Raw genomic sequence first — 21660 nt, forward strand, 5'->3', positions numbered from 1 at the left:
CGGTCAGGTGTCGGTTTCGGCCATCGCCTCGACCAGGCTGCGTGGCCGCATGTCGGTCCAGTGCTCCTCGACGTAGGTCAGGCAGCCCTCGCGGGTGTCCTCACCGTGCACCACCCGCCATCCGGCGGGCACGTCGGCGAACGTCGGCCACAGTGAGTGCTGGTCCTCGTCGTTGACGAGCACGACGAAGCGGCCGTCGGGATCTTCGAAGGGGTTGGTCATTCTCGGCTCCTTGACGTGGTGTGCGGATCGGCGCTGAGCGCCCGGGCCAGCGCCGGCCCGAATGCGGCGACCGCGTCCGGTTCGAGCAGCCGTGGATGGGTGGAGGCGACCTCGACCGTGCGGACCGCCCCGTTGACGTAGGGCTGCCAGCTTGCCGGGTCGGGCCAGTCGTCCACCGGGTTGGCGGTCGTGACGACCAGCAACACGTCGCCGTCGAAGCGTTGCGGTCGGTAGCCGAACTGGAGGCGGATGTTGTTCTCGAACGTGCCGAGCACCGCCTCGATACCGGCCTCGTCCACCCCGGACAACGCGCCACCGGAGGCATGGAGCCGGCGTACCGTGGCGGCCACCGTGATCTCCTCGAGGTCACCGGGATCGGCGCCGACGAACATGAGGAAGCCGGCCAGGATCTCCTCGCGGGAGGGCATGGCCGGTGGCGTCGAGAACGCGCTCTGCGGGTAGGTGTCGAGGATCGCCAGCAGCTCGACGGTGTCGCCGGCCGCCTGCAGGGTGGTCGCGAGCGCGTGCGCGGCGATGCCACCGAACGACCAGCCGAGCAGGTGGTAGGGGCCGTCGGGCTGCACCGCGCGGATCTCGGCCAGCCACCTGTCGACAAGCGCCGGCATGTCGGTCGGAGCCGGGTCGCCGTGCAGACCGGGTGACTGCAGCGCGTACAGCGGCCGGTCCGGTTCGAGGAACCGGGCGAGTCTGGCGTACGACCAGCCGACACCGGCGCCCGGCGGCAGGCAGTACAGCGGTGGGAGCGTGCCGCTGGGCCGCAGCGGCAGCAGTGTCGCGAACGAGTCGAGGTGACCGTCACCGTCGTCGAGCCGCCGGGCCAGGTCGGCCACGGTCGGCGTCTCGAACAGGTGCAGCAGGCTGAGCCGCGTGCCGAGCGTCTCCTCGATCCGCCGCAGCAACGTCGGGGCCAGCAGCGAGTGCCCGCCCGCGGCGAAGAAGTCGTCGTTCGGGCCGATGTGCGGCCGGTCGAGCACCTCGGCGAACAGCGCGCACAGCAGCTCCTCGCGGGGAGTGCCGGCGGTACCCCCGACCCCGGTCACGGGCGCTGGCGCGGGCTCGTCGGCGGGGACGACAGTGATGTCGGCGGGCACCAGGTGAGCGGGCAGCCGGGTCCGCAGTCGATCGCCCAGCGCCGCCACGTCCAGCGTCGCGCCCGGCTCGGCCACCAGATAGGCCGACAGCCCCTGCGTGGTTCTGCCGTCGCCGTGCAGGGCGAGATCCACGTCGCGGACCCCGGTCTCGCCGCGCAACACGGCGCGCACCTGACCGAGATCCAGCGGTGTGACGGCCCCGGCCGCCACCACACGGGCCCCGTCGCACCGCGACAGGGACCGCTCCGGATCCGCCAGGGCGGCGGTGAGCAGTTGGCGCCAGCGTCCGACCAGGGCCTCGACGGTGGCGCGGTCGAACATGTCGGTCCGGAACTCGGCGATGCCGTCCAACCCGAGCAGCGCGCCGTCGGCCGCCTTGCGCTCGATGAGCTGGAAGGACAGGTCGAACTTGGCGCTGGCCGTCGGGACCGGCTCCGCGCCCACCGTGACACCGGGCAGACCGAAGCCGGTGAACGGCACGTTCTGCAACGCGAGCAGAACCTGGAACAGCGGCTGGTGGGCCAGGGACCGGGTCGGGTTGAGGGCTTCCACCAGGTGTTCGAACGGCACGTCCTGGTGACCGTACGCGGCGAGCGCCGTCGACCGGGCCCGCTCGACGAGGCCGGCGAAGCTCGGATCGTCGCTGGTGTCCACGCGCAGGACGAGTGTGTTGACGAAGAACCCCACCAGGTCGTCGAGGGCTTCGTCGAGGCGCCCGGCGACCGGTGTGCCGATGGGGATGTCGTCACCGGCGCCGAGCCGGGAGAGCAGCCCGGCAAGGCTGGCCAGCAGCACCATGAACGCCGTGGCGTCGACGCTGCGGGCGGTGGCCACGAGCGCGCCGTGCAGGTCGGCGTCGAAGGTGAAGGTGACGACCCCACCGCGATAGGAGGCGACCGGTGGCCGTGCCCGGTCGGCCGGCAGCGCGAGTTGTTCAGGCAGGCCACGCAGGGTTTCCCGCCAGAAGGCCACCTGGTCCGCGTAGAGGCTGTGGGGGTCGTCCTCGGCCCCGAGCAGTTCCTGCTGCCACAGCGTGTAGTCGATGTACTGGACCGGCAGTGGCGACCAGGCCGGTGGCCGCCCGTCGCTGCGGGCGGTGTAGGCGGTGAGCAGGTCGCGGGTCAGCGGCGCCATGGACCAGCCGTCGCCCGCGATGTGGTGTATCAGCACCAGCAGGACCGACGTCCGGGCGTCGACGGTGAACAGCCACGCCCGTACCGGCAGCTCGGCGGCCAGGTCGAAGCGGTAGGCAGCGGCCACGGCCAGCGCCTCCGCCAGGCCGGCCTCGTCGGCGGGTGTCACGGTCATCGGCACGGCGAGGCCGTCGACCGGCTGGACCTGCTGCACCGGGTGGCCGGCGGTCTCCGGGAAGGTGGTGCGCAGCGACTCGTGCCGGCCGACCACGTCGGTCAGCGCGGCCCGTAGCGCCGGCACGTCGAGTTCGCCGCGCAGCCGCAGCCCGATGGGCACGTTGTAGGCGGCGTCGGCCACGCCGAGACGTTCCACGAACCACAGCCGCCGCTGCGCGTACGACAGCGGCACGACGGCGGGGCGGGGCATCGGCCGGACCGCGGGCCGGGTGGTGGCGACCGCGTCGGTGAGGTGCTCGGCGAGCATGGCCGCGGTCGGGGCCACGAAGATCTGTCCCACCGGTATCTCGACGCCGAGCACGGCCCGGATGCGCGCGGCCAACCGGGTGGCCAGCAACGAGTGCCCACCCAGGGTGAAGAAGTTCTCCTCCGCGCCGACGGCGGGGTGGCCCAGGACCTCGGCGAACAGGTCGCACAGGATCTCCTCCTGCGGCGTGCCGGGCGCGCGGGTGGTGCGTGACGGGGTGGCGGCGGGGGCCGGAAGAGCGGCCCGATCCACCGTCCCGTACGGCGTCCGCGGGAGATCGTCGAGTACGACGGTGGCCGACGGCAGCAGATGGGCGGGCACGTGCCGGCGTAGTGCGCCGGCGTCGACGTGGTGTCCGGCGTGCCCGGCGACGTAGGCGACGAACCGTGGCGGCGTCTCCTCGCCGGAGCGGACGACGACGCCGCGCCGGACCGCCGGGTAGTCCGCGACGGCCGCCTCGACACGGCAGGGGAGCAGACCCGGTTCGAGGCCGTCGACCTGTTCGGTCGGGCCGTAGAGGTCGAGCTGCCCGTCCGGGCGCAACCGGCCACGGTCACCGGTCGCGGCCAGGCCGGTGCCGTCGTGCACGTGGATGTCGCCGGCGACGCCCGGCGGCACGGGTCGCCGCCAGGCGTCGAGCAGGTGGAGGCGGTCACCGGCAGCGGGTCGCCCGATCGGCAGCGGGTCGATCGCGGCGGTGCCCGCGGCGGGTTCGAGCGGGTCGCTGATCGTGAGCCAGGGATGCGTGGCGGTGCCGTACACGTTGACGAACCGCCGGCCGGCGGCCCAGTCCGTCACCATCGCGGGAGGGCAGTTCTCCCCGGTGACGGCGATGCCGTTGAGGCCGGCGGGCGCCGCGTCCGGGTCGAGGTCGCTGAGGCGGGTCGGGGTGGTGATGAGGTGACTGACGCGTCCGGTGTGCAGCCAGCCATCGAGATCGGCCGAGTCGGTCGGCACGGGTAGCAGCGACGCACCGGTTTCGGCGGCCAGGAGCGCCAGCGCTCGCGCCACGGCGGGCCCGGCGGTCGCCTCGTGCGCGACGCGGGCGTCGGGGCCGATGCCCAGTGCGGTGGCCAGCGCCCGCGCCCGCGCCGAGAGCACGTCGTCCACCTCGACGGTTCGAGCGACGTCCGGGTCGGGCACCGTGGCGTGTTCGGCGGGCGTCAGCAGATCTATCGCGCCCAGCCGGATGCCGGGGTCGGCGACGGCGGCGGCGAGGAGGCGGCGGTAGCGGTCGGCGAGGGCCTCGACGGTGGCCCGGTCGAACAGGTCCGTGTTGAACTCCACCATGCCCGAGATGCCGGCCGGCGCGCCGGTCTCGTCGCGTTCCTCCGCGACGTTGACGAACAGGTCGAACCGGGAGGCGCCGACGCGGGGCCCCTGCGCGCCGGCCGCGAGGTCAGCCGACCTGAACTGCCCGCCCGGTGCGTTCTGCAGGGCGAACATGACCTGGAACAACGGCTGGTGGGCCAGGGACCGGGTCGGGTTGAGCACCTCGACGAGATGCTCGAACGGCACGTCCTGATGGCTGTACGCGGCCAGCGCGGTCGACCGGGCTCGCGTGAGGAGGTCGGCGAAGGTCGGGTCACTGCTGGTGTCCATGCGCAGGACCAGAGTGTTGACGAAGAACCCGACCAGTTCGTCAAGCGCCTCGTCCAGCCGGCCGGCCACCGGGGTGCCGATGGGCACGTCGCAGCCTCCGCCCAGCCGCGACAGCAGCCCGGCCAGTCCCGCCAGCAGCGCCATGAACATGGTGGCGCCGTGACCACGGGCGGTGGCGGCGAGCGCGGCGTGCAGGTCGGCGTCGAGCGTGAAGGCGACCACGTCACCGTGGTACGCGGCGACCGGTGGCCGCGGTCGGTCGGCCGGCAGCACGAGCTGTTCCGGTAGGCCCCGGAGCGCGTCCTGCCAGTAGCTCACCTGCTGCGTGTAGACGCTGTCGGGATCACCCTCGGCGCCCAGCAGCTCGTGCTGCCACATCGTGTAGTCGGCGTACTGCACGGGCAGCGGCGTCCAGGCCGGCGGTTGCCCGTGGCCGCGGGCGGCGTAGGCCGTGCGCAGGTCGCGGGTCAGCGGCGCCATGGACCAGCCGTCACCCGCGATGTGGTGCATCAGGATCAGCAGTACCGAGGAGTGCTCGTCGACGGTGAACAGCCACGCCCGCACGGGTGGCTCGGCGGCCAGGTCGAACCGGTGACCGGCGGCCTCGACGAGCGCGGCCGCCAGGCCGGCGGCGGTCACCCCGACGGTCTCGACGTGCGCCACCACCTCGCCGATCGGGAGCACCCGCTGCGACGGTACGCCGTCGGTGTCCGTGATGACGGTACGAAGCGACTCGTGGCGTTCGAGCACGTCACGGTAGGCGGCCCGCAGGGCGGCCTCGTCCACGGCTCCGTCGAGGCGGATCGGCACCGGCACGTTGTAGGTGGGACTGGGACCTTCGAGGCGGTGCAGGAACCACAACCGGCGCTGCGCGAAGGACAGCGGCACCACGTCCGGCCGGGCGATCGGCACCACGGCCGGGCGCAGCGAACGGTGCGGGTCCAGCGCCGTCGCCAGTCCGGCCACCGTGGGCGCGTCGAAGAGCCTGCGCACCTCCAGTTCGACTCCCAGCGTGGAGCGCACGCGACTGACCAACCGGGTCGCCAGAAGCGAGTGGCCGCCCAGATCGAAGAAGCTGTCGTGGACGCCCACCGCCGAGACGCCCAGCACCTCCGCGAACAGGCCGCACAGCACTTCCTCCTGCGGTGTGCGGGCCGCCGCCACCGCGCTTGTGGCACCGGACTCGGGTACCGGCAACGCCGAGCGGTCGAGCTTGCCGTTCGGGGTCGTCGGCAAGGATTCCAGCAGCATCACGACCGGCACCATGAACTCCGGCAGCCGGTCCCTGATCCAGTCACGCAGGCGGGATTCGACGAGCCCGGCGTGGGGCGCGGGCACGACGTAGGCGACGATCTGGGTGACGCCCGGCCGGTCGTGCGCGACGACGGCGACCTGGTTGACGTCGGGGTGCTCGGTGACGACGGCCTCGACCTCGGACAGCTCGACGCGATGACCGCGGATCTTCACCTGGTGGTCGACGCGGCCCAGGTACTCCAGCGTGCCGTCGCGCCGCCACCGCACCAGGTCCCCGGTGCGGTACATGCGGCCACCGGCCGCGCCGAACGGGTCGGCGACGAAGCGTTCGGCGGTCAGCCCACGGCGTCGCAGGTACCCGCGAGCGGCGCCACGACCGGCGATGTACAGCTCACCGGTGGTCCCCGGCGGCACCGGGTTCAGCCACGGGTCCAGCACGTACACCTGCTGGTTCGCGATGGGCCGGCCGATCGGGGCCGCGGGTGGCCAGTCGTCCACACCCGGCGGCAGTTGGCACGCGGTGACCACGTGCGCCTCGATCGGGCCGTAGTGGTTGTGCAGGCGGCGTTGCGGACCGCGGCGCATGAAGTCACGGATCTGCCTGCTGAGCAGCAGCGCCTCCCCGGATTGCGACACCTCGCGCAGCGCCGGCAGATCCGTGTCGTGCTCGTTCGCCGCCTCGCAGACCGCCTCGATGACCAGCGTCGGGCTGTAGAACTCCCGGATGCGCTGCCGCGCCAGCCATTCGGCCAGCGCACCCGCGTCCCGGCGGATGGTCTCGGCCGGCAACACGAGCGTCTTGCCGGTGGTGAGCGCCGAGAAGACCTCCTGCGTGGCCACGTCGAACGTGACGGTGGTGAACTGGGCCACCCGGGCGTCGGGGTCGGCGCCGATGTGCGCGTCGTGCCAGCGCAGCATGTTGGCGATGACGGTCGTCGGCATGACGACGCCCTTGGGCCGGCCGGTGGTGCCGGAGGTGTAGAGCACGAAGACCGGGTTGAGTGGATGCGGCCGGCCGGTGCGCTCGGCATCGGCCAGGTCTCCGGCGGGGACGGTGCGCAGCCGGTCGCGTACCTCGTCGGCGTCCACCACGATCACCGGCGCGACGTCGTGGTCCACGCCGCCCGCCAGCGCGGTGACGGTGAGCACGGCGGCGACCTGCCCGTCGTCGAACATGAAGTCGACGCGTTCGGCCGGGAAGCCGGGGTCCGCCGGCAGGTAGGCCGCGCCGGTCTTGTTCACCGCGAGCAGCGCCACGATCAGGTCGACCGACCGCGGCATCAACAGCCCGACGAGGCGTTCCGGGCCGGCGCCGTGTGCGACGAGCAGGCGGGCCAGCCGGTTGGCGCGCGCGTTGAGGTCGGCGTAGGTCACCCGCTCGCCGCCGGACTCGACCGCGATCCGCTCGGGCGCCCGCGTCACCTGCGCCTCCACCCGCTGGTACAGCAACTCGGCAGGCACCGGCCGTATCGTGTCGTTCCACGCGGCGAGATCCGCCCGCTCGGTCGGTTCGAGGAGGTCGAGCGCGCCGAGCCGACGGTCGGGATCGGCAACCGCCGCGGCCAGCAACCGGATCCAACGCCGCGCGAGTACGCCCACCGTGGCCCGGTCGAACAGGTCGCTGCGGTACTCGATGATGCCGTCCATGCCGGTCGGCCGCCCGGTGGCGTCGTGGCGCTCGACCACGTTCCAGAACAGCTCGAAGCGGGACGTCGCGGTGCCGACGGGCTGGAACGTGACCTGCGCGCCGGGCAGCTCGAAGCCGGCCTCCGGCGCGTTCTGCAGGGCGAGCATGACCTGGAACAGCGGGTGGTGGGCCAGCGACCGGACCGGGTTGATCACCTCGACCAGACGCTCGAACGGCACGTCCTGATGGGCGTACGCGGCCAGCGCCGTGCCGCGGACGCGTTCGAGCAGGTCCGCGAACGACGGGTCCCCGCTCAGGTCGACCCGCATGACGAGCGTGTTGACGAAGAAGCCGACCAGGTCGTCGAGCGCCTCGTCGAGCCGCCCGGCGACGGGGGTGCCGATCGGCACGTCCCGGCCCGCACCCAGCCGCGAGAGCAGCCCGGCCAGGCCGGCCACCAGCACCATGAACACGGTCGCGCCGGACGACCGGGCCACCTCGACGATCCGCTCGTGCAGCCGCGCGTCGACACTGAAGTCGAGCAGGTCGCCCTCGTAGGACGAGAGCGCCGAGACGGGCCGGTCGGTGGGCAGCGCGATGCGGTCGGGCAGGCCGGCCAGCGCCCGCTGCCAGTAGTCGGTCTGCTGGGCGGCCAGGCTGTCCGGGTCGTTCTCGGCGCCGAGCAGCTCCTGCTGCCAGAGCGCGTAGTCGGCGTACTGCACCGGAAGGGGCCGCCAGCCGGGCGCACGCCCCTGCGTCCGGCTGGCGTACGCGGTGAACAGGTCGCGGGCCAGCGGCGCCATCGACCAGCCGTCGGCGGCGATGTGGTGCACGTTGAGGAGCAGCACGTGGTCATCCGGCGCGAGCACCAGCAGGTCGCCCCGCACGGGTGGCTCCGAGGCGAGCTGGAACGAGTAGCGGGCCGCCCTCTGCAACACCGCTTCCAGCGTCTCCGACGTCACCGGCGTGACGGTGAGGTCCACCCCGGCTCGGTCCGGCGGCCGGACCAACTGGGAGGGCGTACCGTCGACCTCCGGGTAGAGCGTGCGCAGGCTCTCGTGGCGGGCGACCACGTCGGTCAACGCGGCCCGCAGCGCGGCGCGGTCGAACGTGCCGGTGATCCGCAGCGGCAAGAGGATGTTGTAGGTGGGGCTGGGGCCTTCGAGGCGGTGCAGGAACCACAGCCGGCGCTGCGCGAACGACAGCGGCACCACGCGTGGCCGGGCCCGCGGTGTCAGGGCCGGGCGCAACAGTCGGTTGGCGTCCAGCCGCGACGCCAACCCCGCTACCGTCGGCGCCTCGAACAGCGTCCGCACCTCCAGCTCCACACCGAGGGTGGAGCGCGCCCGGCTCACCAGGCGGGTCGCCAGCAGCGAGTGCCCGCCCAGGTCGAAGAAGTTGTCCCGGGTGCCCACCGAGGACAACCCGAGCACCTCCGCGAACAGGCCGCACAACACCTCCTCCTGGGGTGTGCGCGCTTCGGCGCCGCCGGTGACACCGAATTCGGGTGCCGGTAGCGCCGCCCGGTCGAGCTTGCCGTTCGGGGTCAGCGGCAACGACTCCACCACCATCACGACCGGCACCATGAAGTCCGGCAACCGCTGGCGGAGATGCTGGCGCAGCGCGCCGACGAGCAGGCGGCCGGGATCACCCCCGAGCGGGCGGTTGGTGAACGCGGTCGCCGCGTGCCGGCCACCGGGCGCGGCCGGCGCGACGGCCACCGCCATGCCGGTGCCGGGCGGACTGTCTGCCGTCGTGCCGGCGGCGATGTCGAGGTCGAACCGGTCGACGTCCTCCGCCGACCATCGGGCGGCCGCCACGCGCCCGGCCCGGTGCACGGCGTCGAGCGCGTCCTGCGGGTCCACGCCGCCCGCGTCGTACGCGGCGGCCACCGCGTCGACCCAGACCCGTCCGGCGTCCACGACACGCGCCACGGCGGCGTCGGCGGCGACGCGTGCGTTGGGGATACCCGTGACGCGTACCGCTTCGCCGACGCCGGCCAGCCGCTCCACCACGGCCGCCACCGACGAGACGTCGATGTCCCACCGCCAGGTGGTCTCGGCCGGTGCCGCCGGATCCGGTCCGCCGGCGCGGTAGAGCACGGCGTCATAGCGGTAGCGGTTCAGCTCGGTGTCGTGGCGTCCCCGCTTGAGCCGCACGTCGACCGCGCCCAGCAGGGGGAACGCGGCTGCGGCGTCGGTGAACATCCGTGGGTCGACAAGCAGTTCCCGTTCGAGGTCGATGTCGTGGTCGAGTCGCTGCCGGACCTGGTCGACGTCGGCGAACGCCGGGGTGTCGACCAGCCGGACACCGGCGTGGAAGCAGCGCACCAGCGCGAGGTTGCGCAGATCGCCCAGGAACACCGCACCGCCCGGCCGGACCGACCGGAGCGCGATGGTGACCACGTCGACCAGGTAGTCGGCGCTCGGGAAGTACTGGACGACGGAGTTCACCACCACGGCGTCGAAGTGAGCCTCCGGCAGGCCGGTCGGATCGTCGGCGGCCTGCTCGCGTACCCGCACCCGGCCCGCCAGCGTCGGATCGGCGGCTGTCCGGGTCCGCAACGCGGTGACGGCCGGACCCGAGAAGTCGGTCGCCACGTACTCCTCGGTGTGCGGCGCCAGCGGCCCCAGCAGCAGGCCGCTGCCGGCTCCGATCTCGAGCACGCGGCGGGGTCGCAGCGCACGGATCCGCGTGACGGTCTCGTCGCGCCACTCCCGCATCGCTTCCAGCGGGATCGGCGCGTCGTCGTAACTGCTGTTCCAGCCGCTGAAGTCGTCGTCGAGCGGCGCCGGCGCGGTGGACCGACCGGAGTAGAGATCGTCGTAGACGTCGCGCCACTCGCCGACCAGTTCCGCCGCGACCTCCTGGGTGCCGGCGGCGTCGGTGGCCGGCACCACGTACCCGACGAGGCGCTGGTCGCCGGGTTGGACCTCGTGTACGGTCACCGCGGCCTGTGCGACGCCGGGGTGGGTGGCCAGCACCGCCTCGACCTCGCCGAGCTCGATGCGGAAGCCGCGCACCTTCACCTGCCCGTCGGCGCGGCCGACGAAATCGAGCACGCCGTCGGGCCGCCATCGGACGATGTCGCCGGTGCGATACATCCGGCCGCCGCCCGGATGGTACGGGTCGGCCACGAACCGCTCCGCCGTGAACGCCGGTCTGTTCAGGTAACCGAGCGCCACCCCGGCGCCGGCGATGTAGAGCTCGCCGTCGACTCCGGGTGGCACCGGCCGCAGCGCCGGGTCGAGCACGTAGACGCGGGCGCCGTTGACCGGCCGCCCGATCGGCGGCACCCCCATCTCCGGGTCGACGAAGCAGGTGGTCGCGTGCACCGTCGTCTCGGTCGGCCCGTAGATGTTGAGGATGCGGCAGTCCGGCCGGGTCTCGTGGAGGTCCCGGACGGTCTGGGCGGGCAGCGCCTCGCCCCCGAGAACGACGGTGTGCAGGGCCAGTGACGCCCACAGCTCGGCGGCGACGGTGCGGGTGGCCAACAGCTCGGCGAAGGCCGACGGCGTCTGGCTGAGCACGGTCACGCCCTCGGCGGCGAGCAGTCGTAGGAAGTCCAGCGGAGAGCGGGTGTCCGAACGGCTGGCGACCACCAGCCGGCCGCCGTGCGACAGCGGTCCCCACATCTCCCACACGGAGAAGTCGAACGAGTACGACTGGAACAGCGTCCACACCTGGTCGTCACCGAGACCGGACCACGGTGCGTCGGTGGCGAACAGCCGGATGACGTTGCGGTGCGCGACGGCGACGCCCTTGGGGCGGCCGGTCGACCCGGAGGTGTAGATGACGTAGGCGGTGTGCTCGGGGGTGAGGCTGCCGCCGGTCTCGTCGACGCTCAGCGTGTCGGCGGGAAGCTCGGCCAGACGGGCCACCGTCTCCGGGTGGTCGAGCTCGATGACCGTCGCGGTGGCGGGCAGGCCCACACCGCTCGCCCCGGTTGTCACCACACACGCCGGCCGCGCGTCGGAGACGAAGAACGTCAGGCGATCCGGTGGGTAGTCCGGGTCGAGCGGGAGGTACGCGGCGCCGGTCTTGAGCACCGCGATGACGGCGACGACCAGGTCCACCGAGCGCGGCAGCGCCAGGGCGACGATGCGGCCGGGCGCCGCGCCTCGCTCGACAAGCAGGCGGGCGAGCCGGTTGGCGCGCTCGTCGAGCCGGCCGTAGGTCAGGCGGTCGTGGCCAGCCGCCACGGCTTCCGCGCCGGGCGTACGGATCACCTGTGCCTCGAACATCTGCGGCAACGTCGCGCTGGTCCGCCCCGAGTGCCGGGCACGCTCCGTCGCAGTGTCCGTCATAGCGCTCCTCAAGCTCGCCGATCACGTCGGCAGCGGTGCCGCTCGAATCCCCCTGCGGTGGTCGAAAATTGTCCCGGCGAGCAGCCTCCTGGAATGCCTCGAAGCTAGAGCGCCCATCGATGGCAGTCAAGGCTTGACCTCGTCCGACGCCTCTGGTAGCGATATAGAAGTCAATAAATGCTTTGATCATCATCGACTGTTCGCGAAACGATCAGTGCACCTCGGCGCTTGACATCGCCACGCACCGGGCCGGGGCGGTCATGCAGGGGGAGGCTTCGTGCTCCATCGCAAGGACATCGTCTTCACAAAGCCGCCCATCTTCCGGCCCGGAATCGAAGAGTACGCCACCGCGCACACCTCGCCGGTCGCCGGAGAACTGCACCAGATACAGCAGCGCACGCAACGGGAGTGCCCACAGTGGGCGGACATCGCGTCCACCTCCATCCAGGCCGTCTTCCTCGGCATGCTCGTATCCCTGGCACAGGCCCGAAACGTGTTGGAGGTCGGCACCTTCACCGGTCACGGCGCGGTCGCGATGGCGTCCGCGCTCCCCGCCGACGGCAGGGTGGTCACCGTCGACAGCTTCGTCGCCGACGAGCAGGCCCGCGCGGTCGCCAAGTCGGCATTCGACGCCAGTCCGCACGGTCACAAGATCCGGCTGGTGGAAGGTGACGCGCTTGACGTTCTCGGCGAGGTGGACGGGCCATTCGACATCATCTTCGTCGACGCCGACAAGCCGAACTACCAACGGTATTTCGACCGGATCATGCAACGGCGGTTGCTTTCCCCGCACGGATTACTCATTTTCGACAACACGTTGTGGGGCGGGGCGGTCACCGACCCACCGCCGGCCTCCGGCGTCGAGCTCGACCGCACCACGGACGCCGACGAGTGGTTGCGCGCCATGCGCGGCGACTGGGCGCGGCACCTGGCCGCGTTCAACGCCTCGATCACGGCCGATCCGCGGGTGGAGAACGTGTTACTGACGGTGCGGGACGGCATGACGCTGATCCGACATGCCCGTTGACGGACAGCCGCCGTTGGAGGCGTTGCGGTCGCTGCACTCCGCCGGCGCGCTGGCCACCGAGTTCCGTCGCGTGCCGCCACTGCTGAACCAGCTGGCCCGCGCTCCCGACGCCGCCGCCAACCTGACCCGGGCCGGTCAGCTACTGACCCGCATGGACCCGGCCGACGTGCCCCGGCCGGACCGGCGCGGTCTGCTCACGGTCGCGATCACCAGCGCCACCACCGTACGGCCGTTGCTGGCGCCGTTGACCGCCGAGTGCGCGCGACACGGTCTGCTGATGCGGCCCCACGTGACCGAACAGGACCCGCACGCGCTCGCGCTGCGCCGGGGCGGCGCCGTCGAGGCGGCCCGGCCCGATCTCACGCTCTGGCTGCTGGCCCCGCCGATGGTCACCTCGCGGCTGCCACCCGGCTGGCGGGCACCGGATCTCGCCGCCGTGCTCGCCGCCGTCGGCGACGAGATCGGCGCCGTCGTCAGCGAGGTTCTCGCCACCACCACCGGGCTGCTGGTGCTCAACACGACGCCGCTGGTCCGCGCGCTCAGCCACCAGGCGCGCGACCTGCGGACCCGGGCCGAGGTCGGCGCGTTGTGGCGCGAGTTCAACACGGCCCTGCTCCGGCTGAGCGCGCGCGATCCACGCGTCGTGGTCATCGACCTCGAACCGCTGGCGAACGCCACCGGACCCGTCAGCGACGAGCGCATGGCCGGGTACGCGGGGGTGCACCTCAGCGACGAGCTGTTCGCCGCGTACGCCCGCGAGGTCGGCCACCTCGCCGCCGCGGCGGCCGGGCTCACCCGCAAGGTGCTCGTGGTCGATCTCGACGGCACCCTGTGGGACGGCATCCTGGGCGAGGACGGTCCGGCCGGGATCGCCGCCGCGGGAACGCTGCGCGGGGAGGCGTTCCGCGCCGTCCAACAGCTCCTCAAACACCTGTCCGGGCAGGGGGTGCTCCTTGCCGTGAGCAGTAAGAACGACATCGACGCGGTACGCGCCGTGCTGCGCGAGCACCCGGACATGGTGCTGCGCGAGGCGGACTTCGCGCGCCTCAATGCCAACTGGCATCCCAAGGACGTCAACCTGGACGATCTCGCCACCGGGCTGAACGTCGGCGCGGACAGTCTCGTCTTCGCCGACGACTCGCGTTACGAAGTCGGCCTGATCGCCGCCGCCCGACCGGAGATCGCCGTGGTCGAGCTCGACGACGAGCCGGCGTCCCACGTGTCGCGACTGCTCGCCGACGGCTGGTTCGACGTGCTCGACCTGACCGATCAGGACCGCACCCGCACCGCCGGCTACCACGCCGACGCCGCCCGCACCGAGCTGCGCGATCAGGCCGGCTCGACCGCGGCGTACCTGCGAAGCCTCGGCACCGTGGTGCGCCTGGCCCGGCCGCGCCCGCACGAGATCGGCCGGATCTCGCAGTTGACGTTGCGCACCAACCAGTTCAACCTCACCGGCGAGCGGGTGCAGCCGGCCGGTGTCCAACGGCGGCTGGACGATCTCGTGGTCGCCGTGGAGGTCACCGACCGCTACGGCCGCTACGGCATCGTCGGCGCCGTCTTCGCCTGCCGCGACGGCGACACGCTCGACCTCACCAACGTCGTGCTCAGCTGCCGGGTCTTCGGCCGGGACATCGCCGAGGCAGCGGTGATCAGCATGCTGCACCACGCCCGCGACACCGGATGCGACCAGGTGATCGGCCGTTACCGTCCGACCGGTCGCAACGCCGGTGCGGCGCGGTTCTACCCGGCGCTCGGCTTCTCGCCCGCCGCCGGCGGCTTCCGCCACGACCTGCGGGCCGTGCCGGAGCAGCCCGAGCACCTCGCCGTCGAGAACGACCTTGCCCCGACGGAGGCGGCGTCATGATCGATGAGGCGGAGTTCCTCCGGCTCGTCCGCGACGAGCTGAGCCTGCCGGTGGCCGACACCGGTGACCTCGACGTGGACCTCGACGCGGTCCCCGGCTGGGACTCGATCCATGTGCTGCGGCTGGTGGTGGCCATGGAGAGGCGCACCGGCCACCGGGTGCCCGTCGGCGCCCTGCTGACCCAGCGGACCCTGCGTGGCATCTACCGCCGCGCGACCGCGGCGCCGGACTGACCCGGCACCGCCGCGAGCAACCGCCGGCCCACGTCCTCGACCACCGCACGTTCCTGCGGCGTCAGGAAGAAATGGTCACCGGACCACGTCCGCAGCTCGAACCGGCCCCGGGTCACGTCCCGCCACGCGGCGACGTCGTCGACGGACACCTCCGGATCGGTGTCGGCGCTGTAACCGACGATCGGCACGTCCACCCGATCGACGTGATCCGGATAGTACGTCTCCACCAACCGGTAGTCAGCCCGCACCATCGGCAGCAGCATCGTGCGCAACTCCGGATCGTCGAAGACATGTGCGGTATGACGGTCGAGCCGGCGGATGTCGTCGATCAGCGCGGCGTCCCCGCGAATGTGCAGATCGTTGCGCGACAGGCGATGGGGCGCGGGTCGCGCGGACACGAACAGCATGCGCAGCACCGGGCCGAGGTCGCGCTCCAGCCGCACCGCGACCTCGTGGGCCACCGATGCCCCCAGACTGTGGCCGAAGAACGCCAGCGGCGGTCCGAGGAGTGTCGCCGTCGCCGTGCTGATCGCGTCGGCCATCGGCGCCATCGCCTCGATGAACGGCTCCCGGATGCGGTCCTCGCGGCCCGGGTAGCGCACCGCGAGCACCTCGACGCCGGGCGGCAACGCGCCCGGCCAGTTGCGGAAGAAGCTTGCCGCGCCGCCGGCGTGCGGGAAGCACACCAGCCGCGCGGTGGGAGCCGGCACCCGCCGATGCCACCGGAACCAGAGCGGGTCGGCTTGCGTCATCTCGCCTCCTCACTCCGGCCGGACGTCACCATCGACCGGTGCCGCCGCGCGACGCCCCTTAAGCCTTTCACGTTAGTCTATGCGTTGACCGGCTTACGGGCCGAACCCGCCGACCGAAGGGAACACCGTGCGCTGGGCCGACGTCTATCTCGCCGGGACCGGTGCGTATCTGCCCGAGCGTCGCGAGTCCGCGCGGCGGGCCGTCGCGACGGGGCGCTACGACGCCGCCGAGAGCACCGCCAACGGCATCCGCGCCGTCCGCGTCGCCGGCCCCGCCGAGCCGCCGCCCGTGATGGCCGTCGCCGCCGCGCGGCAGGCGCTCGACCGGGCGGGCCGCCCCACCGACGGTGGGCCGACCCTGGTGATCCACGCCAGCCTCGGCCACCAGGGCTTGGACTTCTGGACGCCGGCGCACTACATCCGTCGCGAGACGATCGGCGGCGACGGCCCGACCTTCGAGATCCGGCACAGCTCCAACGGTGGGATGGCCGCGATCGAGACCGCCGCCGCCTACCTGACCGCGATGCCCGCCGTCACGGCAGCCGTCATCACCGCGGCCGACGCGTTCGCCCTGCCGTACGTCGACCGGTGGCGCAGCGAGAACCAGCAGGTGTACGGCGACGGCGCCGGCGCCCTGGTGCTCACCCGCGAGCCCGGCCTTGCCCGCCTGGTCGCGACCGCCACCGTCACCGACTCGGGCCTCGAACCGATCTACCGCGGCGCGGCCGAGTGGGTGGCGGCGCCGATGCCCGACGGCGGCCCGGTGGACCTGCGCGGCCGCAAACGGGAGTACCTGTTGCTCAGCCCGGAACGCTACGACGAGGCGATCGAGCAGACCCAGGCCGGCCTGCGCACCGCCCTGGACAACGCCCTGGCCGACGCGGGGATCACTGTCGACGGGGTGGACCTGTTCGTCCACCCGGTCATCGGCGAGACGGTCGTGGCGTACACCTATGGCGAGCGCCTGGGCATTCCGGCCACGGCGACCCTCTACGACTGGGGCCGGGACATCGGGCACCTCGGCGCCGCGGACCAGTTCGTCCAGCTCCATCACCTGCTCGTCAACGGCCTGGTCCGAGCCGGGCGGCACGTCGTGGCCATCGGCTCCGGTGCCGGCTTCGGCTGGACGGTCGCGGTGTGGGAGATCCTGCCTACCGCACCCCGGTGAGCGCGGGGAACTCGGCGACCAGATCGTCCACCGACGGCAGCGCCGCCATCTGCCGGCGTACCGTGTCCGCCCGCTCGCGGTAGGCCGGCTCGCTCAGCACCTGCCGGATCTCCCGCCGCAGCCGCGCGATCGTCGCCTCGGCGGCCGGCGCCGTCGCCGCGACGCCGGCATCGACGCAGCGGGCGGCGTTGTACAGCTGGTCTCCCATGATCGGCATCGTCACCATGGGAACCCCGGCCCCCAGTGCCTCGCGCACGCTGTTCTGCCCGGCGTGCGTGACGAACACGTCGCAGTGGGCCAGCAGCAACGGTTGCGAGATCGTGTCGACCAGCACCACGTGCGGCCGCCCCGGCGCCACGCCCGCCGGCAGCACGCCTGCCGTCGACACGATCGCGTCGACCTCGAGCCCGTCCAGGGCCGTGACCAGCATCCGGACCAGTGCGGGCCCGTATCCGGTCACATGCGGCACCAGGGTGCCGAGGCTCGCGAAGACCAGTGGGCGTCCGGAACGACGCTGTTCCAGCCATTCCGGCAACGACTCGCCGGCGGTCAGCGGATCGGCGTGCCGGTAGCAGCGCGTGTGCGGTAGCGACTCCTCGGCCCGGTCGTAGCCTGGCGGCAGGAAAGAGGCGTGCCGATAGCGGTAACTCGCCAGCCCTTCCGGGTCCGGCGCGAGGCCGAGCGCCTCCCGGTGCGGCGCCAGCGAGGCCGCCAGCCGATCGGGCCCGTACGTCAGCGCCGTCGCGCCCCCGGTCGACACCGAGACGTGCGGCACGCCGAGCACCTCCGCCGCCAGCGCGCCGCCGAACTCGGTCGACGCCCGGACAATGAGGTCCGGCGTCTTCCGCTCGGCCAGTGCCAGCAGGTCAGCGGCGGTTCGCCCGGCCGGCCCTCCCGCCATCTGCTGCGCCACGGTGCGCGCCCCGTCCTCAAGCTCCGCCAGCGGCACGACAGGCGACCGACCGTCCTCGCCGGTGAGCTGCGCCAGCCAGTCGTCCCCGACCGCAGCCGTGGCGAACCCCTGCCGTCGAGCCAGCGGCTCCGCCGCTGCGGGCACCGCGACCGTGACGTCGTGTCCCGCCCGTCGCGCCGCGTCGGCCACCGGCAGCAGCGGCCGGACATGGGACGTCATCGCGTGACTCGTGATCCAGATATGCATAGACGGCCTTCGCTGGATTGGATGAGCGTCACTGTACCGAAGCCGGTGGCTCACTGCCACCGCCCGGCGTCCCGGTTAGAGTCACCGTGTGCACCAGGCGGACGTGACCACCGAGTTGGCCCGGGCGGCCGCTCTGATCGGCGGCGGTGACGTCTCCCGCGACCGTCTGATCAGCGAGTGGGCCGCGTCGTCGGATCCGCTGACCCGTTGCGTCCTGGCCCACCACATCGCCGACCTCAGCCCCGACGCTGCCGACGAACTGGCCTGGGACGAGCGCGCCCTGGCCGACGCGGACACCGCCCCGCATTCGTCGGTAGCCCCGTTCTATCCCTCACTGCACCTCAACCTCGCTGCCTCGCACCTGCGCCTGGGCGACCTCCCCGCCGCCCGCCGTCACCTCGACCGCGCCGAAGCCACCCGGTCCGCGCTGGGCGACGCCCCGTACAGCGTGATGATCGGCGCCGCCGTCGACCGACTGCGCGCCAGGACCCAGGCTCCGTAACCCGGAGGTGCGCTGCCCCGGATCGCCGGCGACGTCCGGGAGGCGACGGCGCGCCGACAGTGGTGCCCACGGTCGGGCTTCCACGGCGTGACGGGCGGAGATCAGCTCAGAGCCTCGGCACGACGGTGTTCCCGCGCCGACGCGGGCAGTCGGGCGGCCGCGTAGCGTAGGCAGGGCGGCGCCATCACCGAGGTGACGATGGCGACCAGCACGATGACCGTGAACATGGCGGTGTCGAGGACGCCGAGGCGCAGCCCGACCGTGGCGACGATGATCTCGATGACGCCTCGGGCGTTGAGGCCGGCGCCGAGGGCGAGGCCCTCCCAGTGACCCAGGCGGGCGGCCCGGGCCCCGACGTACGCGCCGACGAACTTGCCGACGACCGCCACGGCCAGCACCAGCAGGGCGACACCGAGCACGGCGGGCCGGGCCAGCGCGGTCAGATCGCTGCGCAGGCCGACGGTGGCGAAGAACAGGGGCGCCAGTACGCTCATCACGACCAGCCGCAACGGGGCAAGAGCCTCACGGTCCAGGCTGGCGCAGCCGTTGATCACCAGACCGCCGACGAAGGCGCCGAAGACCGGCTCCAGGTGCAGCGCGTGGGTGGCGGCGGCGAACAGCAGCAGGATCACCACCACCGACGCGACGGTGGGACCACGCTCTCCACCAGCTCGTACCCGCCGCAGCAGCGCGCCGACGAGCGGCCGGGCGAGCCACAGGGCGACCACGACGACGAGGGCCACGGTGCCGACCGCGAGGGCGACGTCGAGGCCGCCGAGACTGCCGGCTGCCATCGCGGCCACGACCGAGAGCAGCAGCCAGCCGACGACGTCGTCCACGATGGCCGCGCTCATGATCAGGTGGCCGATGTCGCGGTGCAGCAGTCGCATCTCCCACAGGGTCTTGGCGATGACCGGGATGGCACTGACACACATCGCCACCGCGAGGAACAGGGCGAAGACCGGGCGGTCGGTGCCGGCCGGGAGCACGCTGGACGGGAGGAGCAGGCCCAGGCCGACGCCGAGCGCCAGGGGGACGACGAGCCCTCCGATGCTGACCCGGGCGGCCACGCCACCGTCGCGGCGTAGCTGCCCGAGGTCCAGGTGCATGCCGGTGAGGCCGACCAGAAGGAGCACGCCGAGTTGACCGACCGCGTCGAGCAGGTGCAGTTGCTCGGACTGCTGGGGGAACAGCCACCGGGACAGGTCGGGCACGGCCGCGCCGAGGACCGACGGACCGAGCACCACGCCTGCGGTCAGTTCACCAACCAGCGAGGGCATGCCCGCGCGTACCGCGAGGCGCCCGAGCGCGACGGCGGCGGCCAGCAGGATGCCCACCTGGAGCAGGAAGATCAGCAGCGAATGGGTGCCGAGAGGTGCGACCGGTATGGCCACCAGGAGTCCTTTCGGTGCGGGCCGCGCGGACGCGGACGGGAAACGCCGCGGCGGAGCCGACCCGCCGCGGCATCGGTGCGGGCCGTGGCGTCAGCCGGTCGACGTAGCACCATTCCCGGATTGACTGTCGCCAACGAATTGACCTTCCCAAATTCGTTGAGATCACTCAAGACACCGGACAACCGGATCGGGAAGGCTCGCGGGAAGGCGATCGGCGCTGCCGGCGGCGGTTCCCCGGCCGTGAGCCGCTGGATGACCGCTTGTGGCTTTCCATCCCGCCACGGGCGCGGCCCCCACTTCGGGTATTGTGCCGGGCGGCATGAACTGTTGCGAGGTGCCCCACCCGGTGGTGGGGAGAATCGGGAAGCCGGTGTGACTCCGGCACGGGCCCGCCGCGGTGACCAGGGAACTGCCGCCCACGCGCACGTGTGCGCAGTCACTGGCCGAACCGGCTGGGAAGGCGGGCGGACCGGTGTTGATCTGGGAGTCCGAAGACCGGCCTCGCGTCATCGGCCCCACCCGGGTGGGGCATGAGCGCAGCGGGAGCCTGCCCATGATCAGCGACATCTACGACGTGATCCACCGCCGCCGCGACGTCCGCGGCCAGTTCACCGGCGAGCCCCTCGCCCCCGGGGTCCTCGACCGGGTGCTGGCTGCGGCGCACGCCGCGCCCAGTGTCGGACTGTCCCAGCCGTGGGATTTCATCCTGGTCCGTGACCGGGACCTGCGCGAAGCGTTCCACCGGCACGTCCGGGCCGAGCGTGACACGTTCGCCGCCACTCTCGACGCCGAGGCGGCCCACCGGTTCTCCCGCATCAAGATCGACGGGATCATGGAGTCCTCGCTGTCGATCGTGGTGACCTACGACCCCGACCGCGGCGGCCCCGCGGTCCTGGGCCGGCACGCCATCGCCGACGCCGGCCTGTACTCCGTGTGCCTGGCCATCCAGAACCTCTGGCTGGCCGCCGCCGCCGAGAACCTCGGCCTCGGCTGGGTGTCGTTCTATCGCGAGCAGTTCCTCCAGCGGTTGCTCGCCATTCCGGCCGGCATCCGACCCGTCGCCTGGCTCTGCCTCGGCCCCGTCACCCACCTCGAAGCGGTGCCCGATCTCGAACGACACGGCTGGCGCCACCGCCGCCCCCTGCGCACGGCGATCCACCACGACCGCTGGAACCCCGGATCGGTCACGGGCTGACGTCTGTCCACCGGGGCTGGGGCCGGTGGCCCGGCCGGCATCGCGCGGCAGGGCCACCGGCCCGGGTGTCGTGACGGCGCCCGACCCGGCGAGGTCGATCAACACGTTTCGATGGCTGGGTCGCGCCCACCCCTGGCGGGAGGGGCGTTGACCCGGGGTCGGGAGGTGTGGCAGCATTCGCGGCCTGACGGCAGTGAAGGAAGCCGGTGTGATTCCGGCGCGGTCCCGCCACTGTCACCGGGGAGTGATCCCCCCTCGCGAGTCACGGCCGTGTGCGTGCGGTTGGAAGGCCGGGGGTGAGCGTCGATCCGGAAGCCAGGATACTTCGGCCGTCGGACGTACCCCAGGGCGTGGACACCCGAGGAGGACCCGATGACGCACGGCATCTCTTTCATCGACGAACATCGCCATGATCCGCACGGTGGACACTCCGCCGCACCCGTCGCCCGCCACGCCGCCGGTCGTGCCGGCGCACCCGAGACCGTGGACCCCCTCGGTCGGGGCGCGTGCCGCCGGCGTTGACCGCTCGCCGACCCGCGTCCCGGTGAGTCGCGCCGTGGGTCGCCGCACCCGCTGACGCCGCTCCCATCCCGCTTCGCCCCGGTCGCCTTCGCGCGACCCC

General features: G+C 72.6%; 11 protein-coding genes and 2 riboswitches. Of the genes, 6 read left to right on the forward strand and 5 right to left on the reverse strand.

Going from position 1 to position 21660, the window contains the following annotated elements:
* Nucleotides 1-3: 3 nt before the first annotated feature.
* Both TPA0908_RS16950 and TPA0908_RS16955 read right to left on the reverse strand, forming a co-directional pair.
* Nucleotides 4-222 carry an MbtH family protein gene (locus TPA0908_RS16950; protein ID WP_281939074.1) on the reverse strand — a complete coding sequence of 73 codons (219 nt, stop codon included), beginning with the start codon at nucleotides 220-222 and terminating at the stop codon, nucleotides 4-6.
* A complete protein-coding gene (locus tag TPA0908_RS16955) occupies nucleotides 219-11741 on the reverse strand; it encodes a non-ribosomal peptide synthetase (RefSeq protein WP_281939076.1) in 11523 nt (3840 codons plus the stop codon). The genes TPA0908_RS16950 and TPA0908_RS16955 overlap by 4 nt, the downstream gene beginning before the upstream one ends.
* 277 nt (nucleotides 11742-12018) lie before the next feature.
* On the opposite strand from TPA0908_RS16955, the gene TPA0908_RS16960 reads away from it, so the two are divergent.
* Genes TPA0908_RS16960 through TPA0908_RS16970 form a run of 3 tightly spaced genes read left to right on the forward strand, consistent with a single transcriptional unit; the run spans nucleotide 12019 to nucleotide 14868 of the window.
* Nucleotides 12019-12768, forward strand: a complete 750-nt coding sequence (locus TPA0908_RS16960; protein WP_281939078.1) for an O-methyltransferase — start codon at nucleotides 12019-12021, stop codon at nucleotides 12766-12768.
* The gene (locus TPA0908_RS16965; protein WP_281939079.1) at nucleotides 12758-14635 is read left to right on the forward strand and encodes an HAD-IIIC family phosphatase; all 1878 of its coding nucleotides are present in this window, start codon (nucleotides 12758-12760) and stop codon (nucleotides 14633-14635) included. The genes TPA0908_RS16960 and TPA0908_RS16965 overlap by 11 nt, the downstream gene beginning before the upstream one ends.
* Nucleotides 14632-14868 carry an acyl carrier protein gene (locus TPA0908_RS16970; protein WP_281939081.1) on the forward strand — a complete coding sequence of 79 codons (237 nt, stop codon included), beginning with the start codon at nucleotides 14632-14634 and terminating at the stop codon, nucleotides 14866-14868. The genes TPA0908_RS16965 and TPA0908_RS16970 overlap by 4 nt, the downstream gene beginning before the upstream one ends.
* On the opposite strand, the gene TPA0908_RS16975 is transcribed toward TPA0908_RS16970, so the two are convergent.
* Nucleotides 14838-15620: a thioesterase II family protein gene (locus TPA0908_RS16975; RefSeq protein WP_281939083.1), complete on the reverse strand. Its 783-nt coding sequence runs from the start codon at nucleotides 15618-15620 to the stop codon at nucleotides 14838-14840. The genes TPA0908_RS16970 and TPA0908_RS16975 overlap by 31 nt on opposite strands.
* Before the next feature lie 127 nt (nucleotides 15621-15747).
* Between TPA0908_RS16975 and TPA0908_RS16980 the strand changes: the two genes are divergently transcribed.
* Entirely contained in the window at nucleotides 15748-16788 is a 1041-nt protein-coding gene (locus TPA0908_RS16980) for a ketoacyl-ACP synthase III family protein (protein WP_281939085.1), read from the forward strand.
* On the opposite strand, the gene TPA0908_RS16985 is transcribed toward TPA0908_RS16980, so the two are convergent.
* Nucleotides 16772-17920: a glycosyltransferase gene (locus tag TPA0908_RS16985; RefSeq protein ID WP_281939086.1), complete on the reverse strand. Its 1149-nt coding sequence runs from the start codon at nucleotides 17918-17920 to the stop codon at nucleotides 16772-16774. The two genes, TPA0908_RS16980 and TPA0908_RS16985, sit on opposite strands and share 17 nt — an antisense overlap.
* Nucleotides 17921-18035: 115 nt before the next feature.
* On the opposite strand from TPA0908_RS16985, the gene TPA0908_RS16990 reads away from it, so the two are divergent.
* Nucleotides 18036-18449: a hypothetical protein gene (locus TPA0908_RS16990; RefSeq protein WP_281939087.1), complete on the forward strand. Its 414-nt coding sequence runs from the start codon at nucleotides 18036-18038 to the stop codon at nucleotides 18447-18449.
* 101 nt (nucleotides 18450-18550) lie between these two features.
* Here TPA0908_RS16990 and TPA0908_RS16995 read toward each other — a convergent pair whose 3' ends face one another.
* Nucleotides 18551-19843, reverse strand: a complete 1293-nt coding sequence (locus tag TPA0908_RS16995; protein ID WP_281939089.1) for a cation:proton antiporter — start codon at nucleotides 19841-19843, stop codon at nucleotides 18551-18553.
* Between the two features lie 315 nt (nucleotides 19844-20158).
* A riboswitch (cobalamin riboswitch) is annotated at nucleotides 20159-20361 on the forward strand.
* A gap of 35 nt (nucleotides 20362-20396) precedes the next feature.
* On the opposite strand from TPA0908_RS16995, the gene bluB reads away from it, so the two are divergent.
* A complete protein-coding gene (bluB, locus tag TPA0908_RS17000) occupies nucleotides 20397-21038 on the forward strand; it encodes a 5,6-dimethylbenzimidazole synthase (RefSeq protein ID WP_281939091.1) in 642 nt (213 codons plus the stop codon).
* Between the two features lie 196 nt (nucleotides 21039-21234).
* Nucleotides 21235-21364, forward strand: a riboswitch (cobalamin riboswitch).
* The last annotated feature ends 296 nt before the right edge of the window (nucleotides 21365-21660 follow it).

This window comes from Micromonospora sp. AKA38 (genome assembly GCF_027925725.1).
Lineage (GTDB): Bacteria > Actinomycetota > Actinomycetes > Mycobacteriales > Micromonosporaceae > Micromonospora.